This window comes from Streptomyces sp. NPDC006339 (assembly GCF_040612775.1).
Classification (GTDB): domain Bacteria; phylum Actinomycetota; class Actinomycetes; order Streptomycetales; family Streptomycetaceae; genus Streptomyces.
Map to the genome: position 1 here is coordinate 1 of NZ_JBEXQW010000044.1, position 12,924 is coordinate 12,924.

The 12,924-nt window shown below is 70.0% G+C and carries 16 protein-coding genes and 1 pseudogene; 12 read left to right on the plus strand and 5 right to left on the minus strand.

What is annotated here, in order from left to right:
• The 4 genes from ABZ135_RS29475 to ABZ135_RS29490 form a co-directional block, all read right to left on the minus strand.
• On the minus strand, positions 1-480 hold a 480-nt coding region (locus ABZ135_RS29475), incomplete at its 3' end, for a hypothetical protein (RefSeq protein ID WP_356699818.1).
• Positions 477-758, minus strand: coding sequence for a hypothetical protein (locus ABZ135_RS29480; protein ID WP_356699820.1), 282 nt, complete (start codon positions 756-758; stop codon positions 477-479). The genes ABZ135_RS29480 and ABZ135_RS29475, both read right to left, overlap by 4 nt.
• A gap of 73 nt (positions 759-831) precedes the next feature.
• The gene (locus tag ABZ135_RS29485) at positions 832-1,002 is read right to left on the minus strand and encodes a hypothetical protein (protein WP_356699822.1); all 171 of its coding nucleotides are present in this window, start codon (positions 1,000-1,002) and stop codon (positions 832-834) included.
• Entirely contained in the window at positions 999-1,211 is a 213-nt protein-coding gene (locus ABZ135_RS29490) for a hypothetical protein (RefSeq protein ID WP_356699824.1), read from the minus strand. Before ABZ135_RS29490 ends, ABZ135_RS29485 begins: the two co-directional genes overlap by 4 nt.
• 272 nt (positions 1,212-1,483) lie before the next feature.
• Between ABZ135_RS29490 and ABZ135_RS29495 the strand changes: the two genes are divergently transcribed.
• The 7 genes and pseudogenes from ABZ135_RS29495 to ABZ135_RS29525 all read left to right on the plus strand — a co-directional run bounded on the left by ABZ135_RS29495 (position 1,484) and on the right by ABZ135_RS29525 (position 7,566).
• Positions 1,484-1,915: an XRE family transcriptional regulator gene (locus ABZ135_RS29495; RefSeq protein WP_356699826.1), complete on the plus strand. Its 432-nt coding sequence runs from the start codon at positions 1,484-1,486 to the stop codon at positions 1,913-1,915.
• Positions 1,916-1,934: 19 nt separating this feature from the next.
• The gene (locus ABZ135_RS29500) at positions 1,935-2,261 is read left to right on the plus strand and encodes a hypothetical protein (RefSeq protein ID WP_356699828.1); all 327 of its coding nucleotides are present in this window, start codon (positions 1,935-1,937) and stop codon (positions 2,259-2,261) included.
• Positions 2,258-3,883 (plus strand): recombinase family protein, encoded by a 1,626-nt coding sequence (locus ABZ135_RS29505; RefSeq protein WP_356699830.1) that lies wholly within the window; start codon positions 2,258-2,260, stop codon positions 3,881-3,883. The genes ABZ135_RS29500 and ABZ135_RS29505 overlap by 4 nt, the downstream gene beginning before the upstream one ends.
• 55 nt (positions 3,884-3,938) lie before the next feature.
• A pseudogene (locus tag ABZ135_RS29510) lies at positions 3,939-4,586 on the plus strand (ATP-binding protein); the annotation flags it as partial.
• On the plus strand, positions 4,583-5,884 hold the full coding sequence (gene dprA / locus ABZ135_RS29515) for a DNA-processing protein DprA (RefSeq protein ID WP_356699832.1): 1,302 nt from the start codon (positions 4,583-4,585) through the stop codon (positions 5,882-5,884). The pseudogene ABZ135_RS29510 and the gene dprA, both read left to right, overlap by 4 nt.
• A gap of 227 nt (positions 5,885-6,111) precedes the next feature.
• The gene (gene whiG / locus ABZ135_RS29520; protein WP_352080013.1) at positions 6,112-6,948 is read left to right on the plus strand and encodes an RNA polymerase sigma factor WhiG; all 837 of its coding nucleotides are present in this window, start codon (positions 6,112-6,114) and stop codon (positions 6,946-6,948) included.
• Positions 6,949-7,005: 57 nt separating this feature from the next.
• Positions 7,006-7,566 (plus strand): helix-turn-helix domain-containing protein, encoded by a 561-nt coding sequence (locus ABZ135_RS29525; RefSeq protein ID WP_356699927.1) that lies wholly within the window; start codon positions 7,006-7,008, stop codon positions 7,564-7,566.
• Positions 7,567-7,645: 79 nt separating this feature from the next.
• On the opposite strand, the gene ABZ135_RS29530 is transcribed toward ABZ135_RS29525, so the two are convergent.
• Complete coding sequence (locus ABZ135_RS29530; protein ID WP_356699834.1) at positions 7,646-8,128, minus strand: M23 family metallopeptidase; 483 nt, start codon at positions 8,126-8,128, stop codon at positions 7,646-7,648.
• A 262-nt stretch (positions 8,129-8,390) separates the two neighbouring features.
• Between ABZ135_RS29530 and rpsB the strand changes: the two genes are divergently transcribed.
• The 5 genes from rpsB (at position 8,391) to ABZ135_RS29555 (ending at position 12,911) form a co-directional block, all read left to right on the plus strand.
• Complete coding sequence (gene rpsB / locus ABZ135_RS29535; protein WP_356699836.1) at positions 8,391-9,278, plus strand: 30S ribosomal protein S2; 888 nt, start codon at positions 8,391-8,393, stop codon at positions 9,276-9,278.
• A gap of 111 nt (positions 9,279-9,389) precedes the next feature.
• Positions 9,390-10,226: a translation elongation factor Ts gene (tsf, locus tag ABZ135_RS29540; RefSeq protein ID WP_356699838.1), complete on the plus strand. Its 837-nt coding sequence runs from the start codon at positions 9,390-9,392 to the stop codon at positions 10,224-10,226.
• Positions 10,227-10,385: 159 nt separating this feature from the next.
• A complete protein-coding gene (gene pyrH, locus ABZ135_RS29545; protein WP_356699840.1) occupies positions 10,386-11,150 on the plus strand; it encodes a UMP kinase in 765 nt (254 codons plus the stop codon).
• 94 nt (positions 11,151-11,244) lie between these two features.
• The gene (frr, locus tag ABZ135_RS29550; protein WP_356699842.1) at positions 11,245-11,802 is read left to right on the plus strand and encodes a ribosome recycling factor; all 558 of its coding nucleotides are present in this window, start codon (positions 11,245-11,247) and stop codon (positions 11,800-11,802) included.
• On the plus strand, positions 11,802-12,911 hold the full coding sequence (locus ABZ135_RS29555) for a phosphatidate cytidylyltransferase (protein WP_356699844.1): 1,110 nt from the start codon (positions 11,802-11,804) through the stop codon (positions 12,909-12,911). Before frr ends, ABZ135_RS29555 begins: the two co-directional genes overlap by 1 nt.
• Positions 12,912-12,924 lie beyond the last annotated feature (13 nt).

The window sequence follows — 12,924 nt, forward strand, 5'->3', positions numbered from 1 at the left end:
GCACGACTGGCCGTACGTGTATCCGGCGCCGCAGGTCCCGCAGGTCTGGATCGGCGCGGGCTTCAACGCCTCCAGCTCCGCGATCCGGTCGCGGGTTTCGGCCAGCGCGACCATCGCGTCGTTGAGGGTTTCGTTCGTCGAGTGCCGCTCCGCCTTCAGACGGGCCACGACCGCATCCGCTCGGGCCGTCCACCTGTCGCGCTGAGCCTCCAACTCCGCCACCCGGGCCAGCAGCCACTGCACGGCCGGGAGCAGCGAGTCGCCCAGCTCGAACGGCACCTTCCGCGGGCCGCCCATCGGCGCCAGCTCCACACGGAGCGCCAGGTCCTCGTTCCGCCGCCGGGTCAGCTCGGCCGCCGTCTCCGGCGACTGAAGCAGGCACGCCGACTCCAACGCGATCGCGACACCGGCCGCCGTCTTCTTCGTCTTCAGCGCGGCGAGGATCACGCCCTCCGCTGCGTTCACACGCTTCGTGTTCACGCCGCACCGCCCAGCGTCCGCACCGGGCCGAACCACGCGGCGATCGCCGTCGGGGTCCACGGATACGACGGGCCCACGCCCCGGTCCTCCGGCGCCTGCGGCGAGTCGCAGACCATGCGCGGCTCGCCCTCGGCGGTAACGCCGGCCTGCCGCCACACGTCGCCCTCGCGGTCCACCAGGACCAGCGCCACCGGCACCGGCGGGAGAGGGGCGGGAAGGGCGACGCGGACCGTGCGCCGGTCCCCGCTGGGGATGTTCGTGGGTACCCTGAGATTCACGGTGTCCTCATTTCTGTGTTCGTGAGGTGCCGGGGGTCGTTCCGGTCGGACGGAGCGGCCCCGTTTTGTTTGATCAGGCAGCGGCCGCGACGCGGGCCTTAGCGATCAGCCGCTCGTACTGGGCCGTCTGCTCGGGGCTGAGACGGCCGGCGGCGTAGTCCGCGGCGATGCGACGGCGGGCCTGGTCGAGCACGGCGCGGGCGCCGGCGATGCACTGGGCGCGGGGGACGACCTGACTTTTCATGCCGTCGTTTTCTGGGGCTGGAGGAGCTGGCTGAGCTTCAGTCCGTACGCGCTCTCCACCTTCTGCGCGGTGGTGACGCTGGGGGCGTTCTTGCCGTACCAGAGGCGCCAGCCGGTGGACTGTGCAACCTTCAAGTGGTTCGAGAGGTCTACGTAGTTGTGCTGCCCGTTGGCAGTTGCTGCCTTGCGCAGCAGGGTTCGGTCGTACATGCGTCGTACCTTTCCCGCCTGATAGAACTATCTGGCGTGAGAGAAAGGTAGCACGTATCTGTCACGCGTGAAAGGTAGCGGGCGTGCCGGTTCAGCCTTTACGGTTCCTTCACTGTTGACAGAGTGACGCGAGGCTCATACTTTCTGTTGCACGTTCGATGTTGAACTACAGGTCAGAAGCCTGTGTTCGATTTCTGCGTGCACGTCCGAGCGAAAACGACTGGCCAAAAGGAGGTGTTCCGTGGCATCGCGTGTCGCGCTATCTTTCAAGCATGAAAGACCAGATCAGCGGCAACGCCGCCTTCGCCGCCTGGGCCAGGGAGCAGATCACCAGCCTGGGATACGACGTCAGCGGCCTCCGAAGCGGCGGCCGCACTCGCTTCGCCGAGTACTCCGGGATGAGCGCCGCTACGATCGGCCGCTTGATCAGCACCGGCGAAGTCAAGGACATCCGCGTCCTGAAGGACTTCGCCGAAGCGATCCATCAACCCCTGGGTGAAGTCCTAGTCAGAGCTGGCATCCTCGCCGAATCAGAACTCCGAGCCGTCCAGAACCCACCGCCAACCCCCCACCCCATGAGCCCCGACGAGGCCGCCGACGCCCTCGGCATCACCGACGACCTCGACCGGGAGCTGTTCCGCACGACGGTAGACACCCTCCGTAAACGACGCCGACGGAGCGGGGGGCAGGCCGCACAGAACTGACCAGCACGGAGGTACGTCAGTGTCAACCCGCAACCTGCTCTTCCTGTTCAGCGCACTGCTCGTCGTCAGCCTCGGCGTCGGCTTGACGGGCACGCTCATCAATCGCCACGCCCTCATGCACGCCGGCATCCTCGGCTCCATCACCGCAGCCACCGGACTCGTCTGCACCACCCTCCGACGCACCAACCAGCTCTCCGACGCCGAACGTGAAGCCGCCTACCAGGCCGGCTACCGCCTCGGCCTCCAGCACGTCACCCTCGGACTGTTCGACCCGCCGCCGTCCGGGGGCACCGTCGTACCGCTCCGCCCGGAGCTCCCACACCAGCACGAACGGCAGGCACAGTGACACCGCAGAACCCCAACAGCCAGGGCTCCCCTTCTTCCGAGGGCGAGCCCTGGCTCGGTTATGTCCGCGTCTCCACCTACAAAGAGGAGAACATCAGCCCCGAGCTCCAGAAGACCGCCATCCAGGCATGGGCCCAACGCACCGGCCGCCACGTCATCGACTGGATCGAAGACCTCGACGTCTCCGGGCGCACCTTCAAGCGCAAGGTCATGAGCGCCATCCAACGCGTCGAACAGGGCGAGGCCCGCGGCATCGTCGTCTGGAAGTTCTCCCGCTTCGGCCGCAACGACGTCGGCATCGCCACCAACCTCGCCCGCGTCGAACGGGCCGGCGGCGAACTCATCTCAGCAACGGAGGACGTCGACGCCCGCACCGCCGTAGGACGCTTCAACCGCCGCATCCTCTTCGACCTCGCCACCTTCGAATCGGACCGCGCCGGCGAGCAGTGGAAGGAAACCCACGCCTGGCGCCGCGCCCACGGCCTACCTGCGACCGGCGGACAACGGATGGGCTACATCTGGCACCCACGCCGCATCCCCCATCCGACTGAACCAGGTCAGTGGCTCATCCAAGACGAGTGGTACGAAGTCGACGAGAGCTCACGCGGCGACATGGAACAGCTATGGGCACGCAAGCTCGGTGACGTGCTACCTGTGCCAGCAGGCTACGGAGCCCTCGCCGAATGGGTGAACGCCCTGGGCTACCGGACGAGCGACGGAAACCCGTGGCGAGCCGACAGCCTCCGCCGCTACATGCGATCCGGATTCGCTGCCGGCCTGCTGCGCGTGCACGACCCCGAGTGCCGCTGCAACTACAAGGAGAACGGCGGCACCTGCACACGGTGGATCTTCATCAAGGGCGCCCACGAGGCCATCATCAGCCCCGACACCTGGGCGCGCTTCGAGGCGCAGAACGAGGAACGGGGCAGCATGGCTCCTCGCGTCCGCAACGCCATCTACCCCCTCACCGGTCTCGCGCGGTGCGGCGGCTGCCGCGAAGGCGCCTCCGCCCAATCCGCGCGCCGTGCAAGCGGACGCATCCTCGGCTACGCCCTGCACTGTGGGCAAGCACGGAACGGACTCTGCGACAACCCAGTCTGGGTGCAGCGGTACCTTGCCGAGGATGAGGTGAGGCACTGGCTGAAACGGGTTGCCGCAGACATCGACGCCGCACCGCCGACCCTCCTCCCCGAGCAAGCGCATGACCGTACAGTTCAGGAGCGCGACCGCGCCCGACTGGAGGGCGAGCACACGCGACTCACGGCCGCCCTGACCAACCTGGCAGTCGACCGGGCCACGAACCCAGAGGCGTTCCCCGATGAAGTGTTCCAGGCGGCTCGGGCACGCATCCTCCAGCAGAAGGAGAGCGTGGCGGCAGCGCTTGAAGCTGTCTCGGTGGTGGCGTTGAGGCCCGCCCGGGAGTCGCTCGCTCCGGTCGTCGTCGGCCTGCTCGACGAGTGGGACCTGCTCCACTACCCGGAGAAGAATGCGATGTTGCGCTCGCTCATTCGACGTGTGGTCTTGACCCGTGGCGCTACTGGCCGCAAGGGAGTGCAAGGCAGCGGCCTGACCCGCATCGAGATCCACCCTCTGTGGGACCCTGACCCCTGGCAGACCCCCTGATCAGGGAAAACTTCTTGATCTTTGCTCGGCGTAGCCACCTGTTTTGAACGTCTCGTTCCTCGACGAAGCCCCCGAGTTCTCCTCCAAAGCCCTCGACGCCCTGCGCCAACCCCTGGAATCCGGCCACGTCGTCGTCGCCCGCGCCGCCGGAGTCGTCCGGCTCCCCGCCCGCTTCCTGCTCACCCTCGCCGCCAACCCCTGCCCCTGCGGCCGCCACACCCTCCACGGCGCCGGCTGCGAATGCCCCGCCTCCCTCATCCGCCGCTACCAGGCCCGGCTCTCCGGCCCCCTCCTCGACCGCGTCGACCTGCGCGTCGAAGTCGAACCCGTCCACCGCTCCGACCTCCTCGGCCACGGCGGACGCGGCGAACCCAGCGCCACCGTCGCCGACCGCGTCCGCGAAGCCAGAGCCCGCGCCGCCGCCCGACTCGACGGCACCCCATGGACCGTCAACAGCGAAATCCCCGGACACGAACTCCGCACCCGATTCCTCACCCGCCCCGGCGCCCTCGCCGCCGCCGAACGCGACATCGAACGCGGCCTGCTCACCGCCCGCGGCCTCGACCGGGTCCTGCGCGTCGCCTGGACCATCGCCGACCTCGCCGGACACGACCGCCCCGAAGCCGAGGACATCGCCCTCGCCCTCGAACTCCGCACCGGCATCGCCCGAGGCATCCCCGTCACCACGGGGGAGCGGCCATGACCACCCCACCGCAGCCCCAAGACGCCGAACGCCTCGCCCGCGCCGCCCTCACCCACATCGTCGAACCCGGCGACGAACACGTCGGCCGCGCCCTGCGCCGACACGGAGCGGTCGAACTCCTCCGCCTCCTGCGCGAGCAGGACGACACCACCCGGCCGCGCCTGTGGGAACCGGAGCCCGGCGACACCACCCCCCACCCCACCGACACCATCCGACCCACCGACACCACCCACCCCGCCCCCGACCCGGCCGCCCACGACGCCGAGGCGTTCCCCGACATCGGCCCCGCCCGCCTCGCGAACTGGCGACGCCGAGCCCACACCGCCGCACCCGAACGAGACCTCGACCTCATCACCCGCCTCGGCGGACGCTTCCTCGTCCCCGGCGACACCGAATGGCCCCGCCAACTCGACGACCTCGGCGACGCCCGCCCCATCGGCCTCTGGATCCGCGGCCCCGCCGACCTCCGCACCTGGGCACTCCACTCCGTCGCCCTCGTCGGCGCCCGCGCCTGCACCCCCTACGGCGCCCACACCGCCGCCGACCTCGCCGCCGGACTCACCGAACGCGGCTGGGTCGTCGTCTCCGGAGCCGCCTTCGGCATCGACGGCGCCGCCCACCGCGGCGCCCTCGGCCGCGGCGGCGCCACCATCGCCGTCCTCGCCTGCGGAGTCGACATCCCCTACCCCCGCGGCCACGCCCGCCTCATCGGCCGCATCGCCGAACAGGGCCTCGTCATCGGAGAACTCCCACCCGGCGGCCACCCCACCCGCAGCCGCTTCGTCCTGCGCAACCGCGTCATCGCCGCCCTCACCCGCGGCACCGTCGTCATCGAAGCCGAATACCGCAGCGGCTCCCTCGTCACCGCCCGCGCCGCCGCCCGCCTCGGCCGGCACACCATGGGCGTCCCCGGCCCCGTCACCAGCGGCCTCTCCGCGGGAGTCCACGAACTGCTCCGCGGCGAAGCCACCCTCGTCACCGACGCCGCCGAGATCATCGAACTCGTCGGCGCCGTCGGCGAACTCGCCCCACCCCGCCGCGGCCCCGTCCTGCCCCGCGACCTCCTCGCCCCCGAAACCGCCCGCGTCCTCGAAGCCCTCCCCGGCCGCGACGCGGCCCCCCTCACCACCATCGCCGCCCGCGCCGGCACCCACCCCGACCACACCCTCGCCAGGCTCTACGAACTCCACTCCCTCGGGTTCGTCGAGCGACAACAGGACCACTGGCGGTTGACGAACAGACGCACAGAACGGTCGAACGCCCGGCATGGCGGCTATCGACCCGGCGCAATCGGGTGACAGGGTGAGCACGATGAGCAATCGAGTTCTCTCGGCCGCACCCGAGGGGCCGACCCGCGCCACGGCCCCCGTTCGAAGACCTGGTCGACGGCAGCCACCCGGACCGGCGCCATCCGCGAATGTTCGCGCACCGCGACAGCCCACTCACGCTACGCTCACGAGGATCCCCAGCCCGACGACCGGACCGACTCCTCCGCACCCGACAGCAGAATGGCTCAAGGCAACGCATGCCCCAGCACACCTCCGGGTCTGACCGCGCTGCGGTGCCCCCAGCAGCCCGGGGCACCGTGCGACCACCCGCACCGACCTCGCTCGACGAGCTGTGGCGCTCGTACAAGGACACCGGCGACGAACGGCTGCGGGAACAGCTCATCCTGCACTACTCGCCCCTCGTCAAATACGTCGCCGGACGCGTCAGCGTCGGCCTGCCGTCCAACGTGGAACAGGCCGACTTCGTCTCCTCCGGAGTCTTCGGCCTCATCGACGCCATCGAGAAGTTCGACGTCGAGCGGGCCATCAAATTCGAGACGTACGCCATCACCCGCATCCGCGGCGCGATGATCGACGAACTCCGCGCCCTCGACTGGATCCCCCGCTCCGTGCGCCAGAAGGCCCGCAACGTCGAACGGGCCTACGCCACCCTCGAAGCGCAACTCCGGCGCACCCCCTCCGAGGCCGAGGTCGCCGACGAGATGGGCATCACCCTGGAGGAACTCCACTCCGTCTTCAGCCAGTTGTCCCTGGCCAACGTCGTGGCCCTCGAAGAGCTCCTGCACGTCGGCGGAGAAGGCGGCGACCGGCTCTCCCTCATGGACACTCTGGAGGACACGGCCGCCGACAACCCGGTCGAGGTCGCCGAGGACCGCGAACTGCGCCGGCTCCTCGCCCGCGCCATCAACACACTCCCCGAGCGCGAGAAGACCGTCGTCACCCTCTACTACTACGAGGGCCTCACCCTCGCCGAGATCGGGCACGTCCTCGGCGTCACCGAGAGCCGGGTCAGCCAGATCCACACCAAGTCCGTCCTCCAGTTGCGCGCCAAACTGGCCGACGTAGGCCGCTGACCCGACCCGGCCCACCGGTCGTACAGTGGAGCCGTGCCAAGGATTCGAGCGGCCTCCGTGGCCGAGCACCGGACGATGCAGCGCGGCGCCCTGCTGGACGCCGCGCGAACCCTGCTGTCCGAAGGCGGTACGGAGGCGTTGACCTTCCCCGCCCTCGCCGAGCGCACGGGCCTGGCCCGCTCCTCGGTCTACGAGTACTTCCGCTCCCGCGCGGCCGTCGTCGAGGAGCTGTGCGCCGTCGACTTCCCCGTCTGGGCCGCCGAGGTCGAGGCCGCCATGGCCGCCGCCGACACCGCCGAGGGCAAGGTCGAGGCGTACGTCCGCAGCCAGCTCCAGCTTGTCGGCGACCGGCGGCACCGCGCGGTCGTCGCGATCTCCGCGAGCGAGCTCGACGCCGGCGCCCGCGAGAAGATCCGCGCCGCCCACGGCGGCCTCGTCACCATGATCGTCGACGCCCTCACCGCCTTGGGCCGCCCCGAGCCCCGCCTGGAGGCCATGCTCCTTCAGGGCGTGGTCGACGCGGCCGTCCGCCGCATCGAACTCGGCGCCGCCGAGGACCCGGCCACCATCACCGACGCGGCCGTCTCGATGGCACTCGGCGGCATCCGCGGCACCTGAAGGACACTCTGGGGGCCCCTCCCCCCTCCCCTCCCCCCCCCGCCCCCACCCCACCCCACCCCTCACCCCGCCCCCTGCGTCATGTGCGGGGGCGGTCCCAGACCGGTAGGAGGCGTGAGCCGCCGGCGGTCAGCAGGCGGAGGGGGTCGAGGTAGGTGTCGCCGCGGAGGAGGCCCCAGTGGAGGCAGGGGCGGGTGCAGTGGTCGCCGGGGGCGACGTGGGCGAGGAGGTCGCCGGGGCGCACCGGTGTGCCGGGGCGGAGCAGGGGGTCGACGGGGCTGTAGGTGGTGCGGAGCGGGGGCAGGCCCGTACCCGTGAGGGTGAGGACGAGGACGCCGCGGCCGGCGACGGGGCCCGCGAAGGTGACGGTGCCGGCGGCGGGGGCCCGGACGGGGGTGCCCGGCGGGGCCGCGAGGTCCAGGCCGCGGTGCCCGGCCGCGTAGGGGCCCGGCGGTGGTTGCCAGCCGCGCAGGATCTCGGGGCGGGGCGGGCCGACGGGCCAGACGGCGGTGCCCAGGAGCAGGGTCAGGGGCACGGACAGGGACGTCAGAAGTGTGGTCACGGGATGCATGAGGGCAGGTTGCCCTCCCGGCGGGGCCCCGGACCGGCCCCACCCGAATCTGTGGACAACTCCGCGGTTGTGGACAGCGCCGTCACCCGCTGCCTCCGGGGTCCCGTACACTTTCCCTGGCGACCCGGGTCACCGGGTCGACTTCGCACGCCCCGCCACCGGTCTTCGGCGGGTGGCAGCGCCTTTCGGTCCCTCGTGGCACGGCGCGCCGGGGCGTCAGGAAAACAACCGAGAAACTCAAGGAGATACGGCCATGGCCGTCGTCACGATGCGGGAGCTGCTGGAGAGCGGCGTCCACTTCGGTCACCAGACCCGTCGCTGGAACCCGAAGATGAAGCGCTTCATCTTCACCGAGCGCAACGGCATCTACATCATCGACCTGCTCCAGTCGCTGTCGTACATCGACCGCGCCTACGAGTTCGTCAAGGAGACCGTCGCGCACGGCGGCTCCATCATGTTCGTCGGTACGAAGAAGCAGGCGCAGGAGGCGATCGCCGAGCAGGCGACCCGCGTCGGCATGCCGTACGTCAACCAGCGCTGGCTGGGTGGCATGCTCACCAACTTCTCGACCGTCTACAAGCGTCTGCAGCGCCTCAAGGAGCTCGAGCAGATCGACTTCGAGGACGTGGCCGCCTCCGGTCTCACCAAGAAGGAGCTCCTGGTCCTCTCCCGCGAGAAGGCCAAGCTGGAGAAGACCCTCGGTGGTATCCGCGAGATGCAGAAGGTGCCGAGCGCCGTCTGGATCGTCGACACCAAGAAGGAGCACATCGCCGTCGGTGAGGCGCGCAAGCTCCACATCCCGGTCGTCGCGATCCTCGACACCAACTGCGACCCCGACGAGGTCGACTACAAGATCCCGGGCAACGACGACGCGATCCGCTCCGTCACCCTGCTCACCCGCGTGATCGCCGACGCCGTCGCCGAGGGCCTCATCGCCCGTTCCGGCGCCGCGACCGGCGACTCGAAGCCGGGCGAGAAGGCCGCGGGCGAGCCGCTCGCCGAGTGGGAGCGTGACCTGCTCGAGGGCGACAAGAAGGCTGACGAGGCCCCGGCCGAGGCCGCCGCCGAGGCGCCCGCCGCCGAGGCCCCGGCCGCCGAGGCCGACGTCGAGGCTCCGGCCGCCGACGCCGAGCAGGCCTGACCCTTCCGGTCCCCGAGGACCTTCGGGTGACGACGGCGGGGGCTCACGAGGCTCCCGCCGTCCACCCGTGGACCCGCCCGATCTTTCAGACTTCGAGAGAGAAACAGACTCATGGCGAACTACACCGCCGCTGACGTCAAGAAGCTCCGCGAGCTCACCGGCGCCGGCATGATGGACTGCAAGAAGGCCCTGGACGAGGCCGACGGCGACGTCGACAAGGCCGTCGAGGCCCTGCGCATCAAGGGCCAGAAGGGTGTCGCCAAGCGTGAGGGCCGCTCCGCCGAGAACGGCGCCGTGGTCTCCCTCATCGCCGACGACAACACCTCCGGCGTCCTCGTCGAGCTGAAGTGCGAGACGGACTTCGTCGCCAAGGGTGAGAAGTTCCTGGCCGTCGCCAACGCGCTCGCCGCCCACGTCGCCAAGACCTCCCCGGCCGACATCGAGGCGCTGCTCGCCTCCGAGATCGAGCCCGGCAAGACCGTGCAGGCGTACGTCGACGAGGCCAACGCCAACCTCGGCGAGAAGATCGTCCTCGACCGCTTCGCGCAGTACGCCGACGGCTACGTCTCCGCGTACATGCACCGCACGATGCCCGACCTGCCGCCGCAGATCGGTGTCCTGGTCGAGCTCGACAAGGAGAACGCCGAGGTCGCCAAGGGTGTCGCGCAGCACATCGCCGCGTTCGCCCCGAAGTACCTCACCCGCGAGGACGTCCCGGCCGAGGTCGTCGAGTCCGAGCGTCGCATCGCCGAGGAGACCACCCGCGCCGAGGGCAAGCCCGAGGCCGCGATCGCCAAGATCGTCGAGGGTCGTGTGAACGGCTTCTTCAAGGACGCCACGCTGCTCGGTCAGCCGTACGCCCTTGACAACAAGAAGTCCGTCCAGCAGATCCTGGACGAGGCCGGTGTCACCCTGAAGCGCTTCACCCGCATCAAGGTCGGCATCTGAGTCCGTACGCAACGGACACCGGACCCCGGTAGGGTCTGAAGCAGCCGCCGGCGCACGCGCGGGACGGCCGCAGATCTGACGAGGAGGCCATTGCCGTACGGGAAACCGCAAGGACCCCAGGGCAATGGCCTTCTTCGTATGTGCACGAGGAGAGCTCCAATGAATCAGGGCGCCGCACAGGGCGACGACAACAACGGCAAAAAGGCCGGCCGCTTCATGCTGAAGCTGTCCGGTGAGGCCTTCTCCGGGGGCACCGGCCTCGGAGTGGACCCGGATGTCGTACACGCCATCGCGCGCGAGATCGCCGCCGTCGTCCGCGACGGCGCCCAGATCGCGATCGTGATCGGCGGAGGCAACTTCTTCCGCGGCGCCGAGCTCCAGCAGCGCGGTATGGACCGGGCCCGCTCGGACTACATGGGCATGCTCGGCACCGTGATGAACTGCCTCGCCCTCCAGGACTTCCTGGAGAAGGAAGGCATCGACTCCCGCGTCCAGACCGCCATCACCATGGGCCAGGTCGCCGAGCCGTACATCCCGCTGCGCGCCGTGCGCCACCTGGAGAAGGGCCGCGTGGTCATCTTCGGCGCCGGTATGGGCATGCCGTACTTCTCCACCGACACGACCGCCGCGCAGCGCGCGCTCGAGATCGACGCCGAGGCCCTGCTCATGGGCAAGAACGGTGTCGACGGGGTCTACGACTCCGACCCGAAGACCAACCCGGACGCGGTCAAGTTCGACGCACTCGAGTACGGCGAGGTGCTCTCCCGCGACCTCAAGGTCGCCGATGCCACCGCCATCACCCTGTGCCGTGACAACACCCTGCCGATCCTCGTCTTCGAACTGCTCGCCGAGGGCAATATCGCGCGCGCGGTGAAGGGTGAGAAGATCGGCACGCTCGTGAGCGACCAGGGCACCCGGGCCTGACCCGAACCGGGAACCGCCCCGCGAGGGGGATGGACAGAGCCCTGCCGGTCGTACACCGTGCAGGACACAACGCGACGACACGCAGGAGCAAGTGGTGATCGAAGAGACCCTCCTCGAGGCCGAGGAGAAGATGGAGAAGGCCGTCGTGGTCGCCAAGGAGGACTTCGCCGCGATCCGCACCGGCCGTGCGCACCCGGCGATGTTCAACAAGATCGTGGCCGACTACTACGGTGCGATCACGCCCATCAACCAGCTCGCGTCGTTCTCGGTGCCCGAGCCGCGCATGGCCGTGGTGACCCCGTTCGACAAGAGCGCGCTGCGCAACATCGAGCAGGCCATCCGCGACTCGGACCTCGGCGTCAACCCGAGCAACGACGGCAACATCATCCGGGTGGTGTTCCCCGAGCTGACGCAGGACCGCCGCAAGGAGTACATCAAGGTCGCCAAGACCAAGGCCGAGGACTCCAAGATCTCGATCCGCTCCGTGCGCCGCAAGGCCAAGGAGGCCATCGACAAGCTCGTCAAGGACGGCGAGGTCGGCGAGGACGAGGGCCGCCGCGCGGAGAAGGAGCTCGACGACACCACCGCGAAGTACGTGGCGCAGGTGGACGAGCTGCTCAAGCACAAGGAAGCCGAGCTGCTCGAGGTCTGATGAACGACTCATCCTGGAGGGCCCCGGCCGTCACCGGCTTCGGGGATCCCGACCAGGGGCCTGCCCCGGCGGGTCCCGCCTACGAAGGGCGGCAGGCGGCGCAGACTCGGCCCATGCCCATCGTGTCCGACGTTCCCGCCGGCGACAACCAGGACGATCACGACCGGGGGGCCGCTCAGCCGAGCGGTCCCCTGTTCCGTGACGAGACGCCGCACGAGCATCCGCAGGAGCCCATGTCCAGCCCGTCCCAGCCCGCGCCTGCGCCTTCGCCCCGGCAGAAGCCGCGGCAGAAGAAGAGCGCGGGCCGTGACCTGGGTGCGGCGATAGGAGTCGGTCTCGGCCTCGGCGCCGTCATCATCGCGTCGCTGTTCATCTGGAAGCCGGCGTTCGTCGGCGTGATAGCGGTCGCCGTCGTGGTGGGCCTGTGGGAGCTCACCTCCCGCCTCCAGGAGCGCAAGGGCATCAAGGCCCCGCTGGTGCCGCTGGCGATCGGCGGCGCGGCGATGGTCGTCGCCGGCTATGTGCGGGGCCCGGAGGGCGCGTGGGTCGCGATGGCCCTCACGGCCCTGGCCGTCCTCGTGTGGCGGATGACGGAGCCGCCCGAGGGCTATCTGAAGGACGTCACGGCGGGTGTCTTCGCCGCGTTCTACGTGCCGTTCCTGGCGACGTTCGTGGCGCTGATGCTGACCGCGGACGACGGGCCGTGGCGGGTGCTGACCTTCCTGGTCCTGACGGTGGTCAGCGACACCGGCGCGTACGCGGTGGGCTGGCGTTTCGGCCGGCACAAGCTGGCCCCGCGCATCAGCCCCGGCAAGACCCGCGAGGGCCTGGTCGGCGCGGTCGCCTTCGCCATGGCGGCGGGCGCGCTGTGCATGCAGTTCCTGATCGACGACGGCACCTGGTGGCAGGGCCTCCTCCTCGGCCTCGCGGTCGCGGCGAGCGCGACCCTGGGCGACCTGGGCGAGTCGATGATCAAGCGCGACCTCGGCATCAAGGACATGGGCTCCCTGCTGCCGGGCCACGGCGGCATCATGGACCGCCTCGACTCCCTGCTGCCGACGGCACCGGTGGTGTGGCTGCTGCTGGTGCTGTTCGTGGGCAGCGGTTGAGCAACGCGCTGAC

What these genes read in the sequence shown, in the direction of transcription:
- ABZ135_RS29485 (WP_356699822.1), bottom strand. Translation starts at nt 1,002, where the DNA reads ATGAAAAGTCAGGTCGTCCCCCGCGCCCAGTGCATCGCCGGCGCCCGC.
- tsf (WP_356699838.1), top strand. Translation starts at nt 9,390, where the DNA reads ATGGCGAACTACACCGCCGCTGACGTCAAGAAGCTCCGCGAGCTCACC.
- ABZ135_RS29555 (WP_356699844.1), top strand. Translation starts at nt 11,802, where the DNA reads ATGAACGACTCATCCTGGAGGGCCCCGGCCGTCACCGGCTTCGGGGAT.
- rpsB (WP_356699836.1), top strand. Translation starts at nt 8,391, where the DNA reads ATGGCCGTCGTCACGATGCGGGAGCTGCTGGAGAGCGGCGTCCACTTC.
- ABZ135_RS29495 (WP_356699826.1), top strand. Translation starts at nt 1,484, where the DNA reads ATGAAAGACCAGATCAGCGGCAACGCCGCCTTCGCCGCCTGGGCCAGG.
- whiG (WP_352080013.1), top strand. Translation starts at nt 6,112, where the DNA reads ATGCCCCAGCACACCTCCGGGTCTGACCGCGCTGCGGTGCCCCCAGCA.
- ABZ135_RS29490 (WP_356699824.1), bottom strand. Translation starts at nt 1,211, where the DNA reads ATGTACGACCGAACCCTGCTGCGCAAGGCAGCAACTGCCAACGGGCAG.
- pyrH (WP_356699840.1), top strand. Translation starts at nt 10,386, where the DNA reads ATGAATCAGGGCGCCGCACAGGGCGACGACAACAACGGCAAAAAGGCC.
- dprA (WP_356699832.1), top strand. Translation starts at nt 4,583, where the DNA reads ATGACCACCCCACCGCAGCCCCAAGACGCCGAACGCCTCGCCCGCGCC.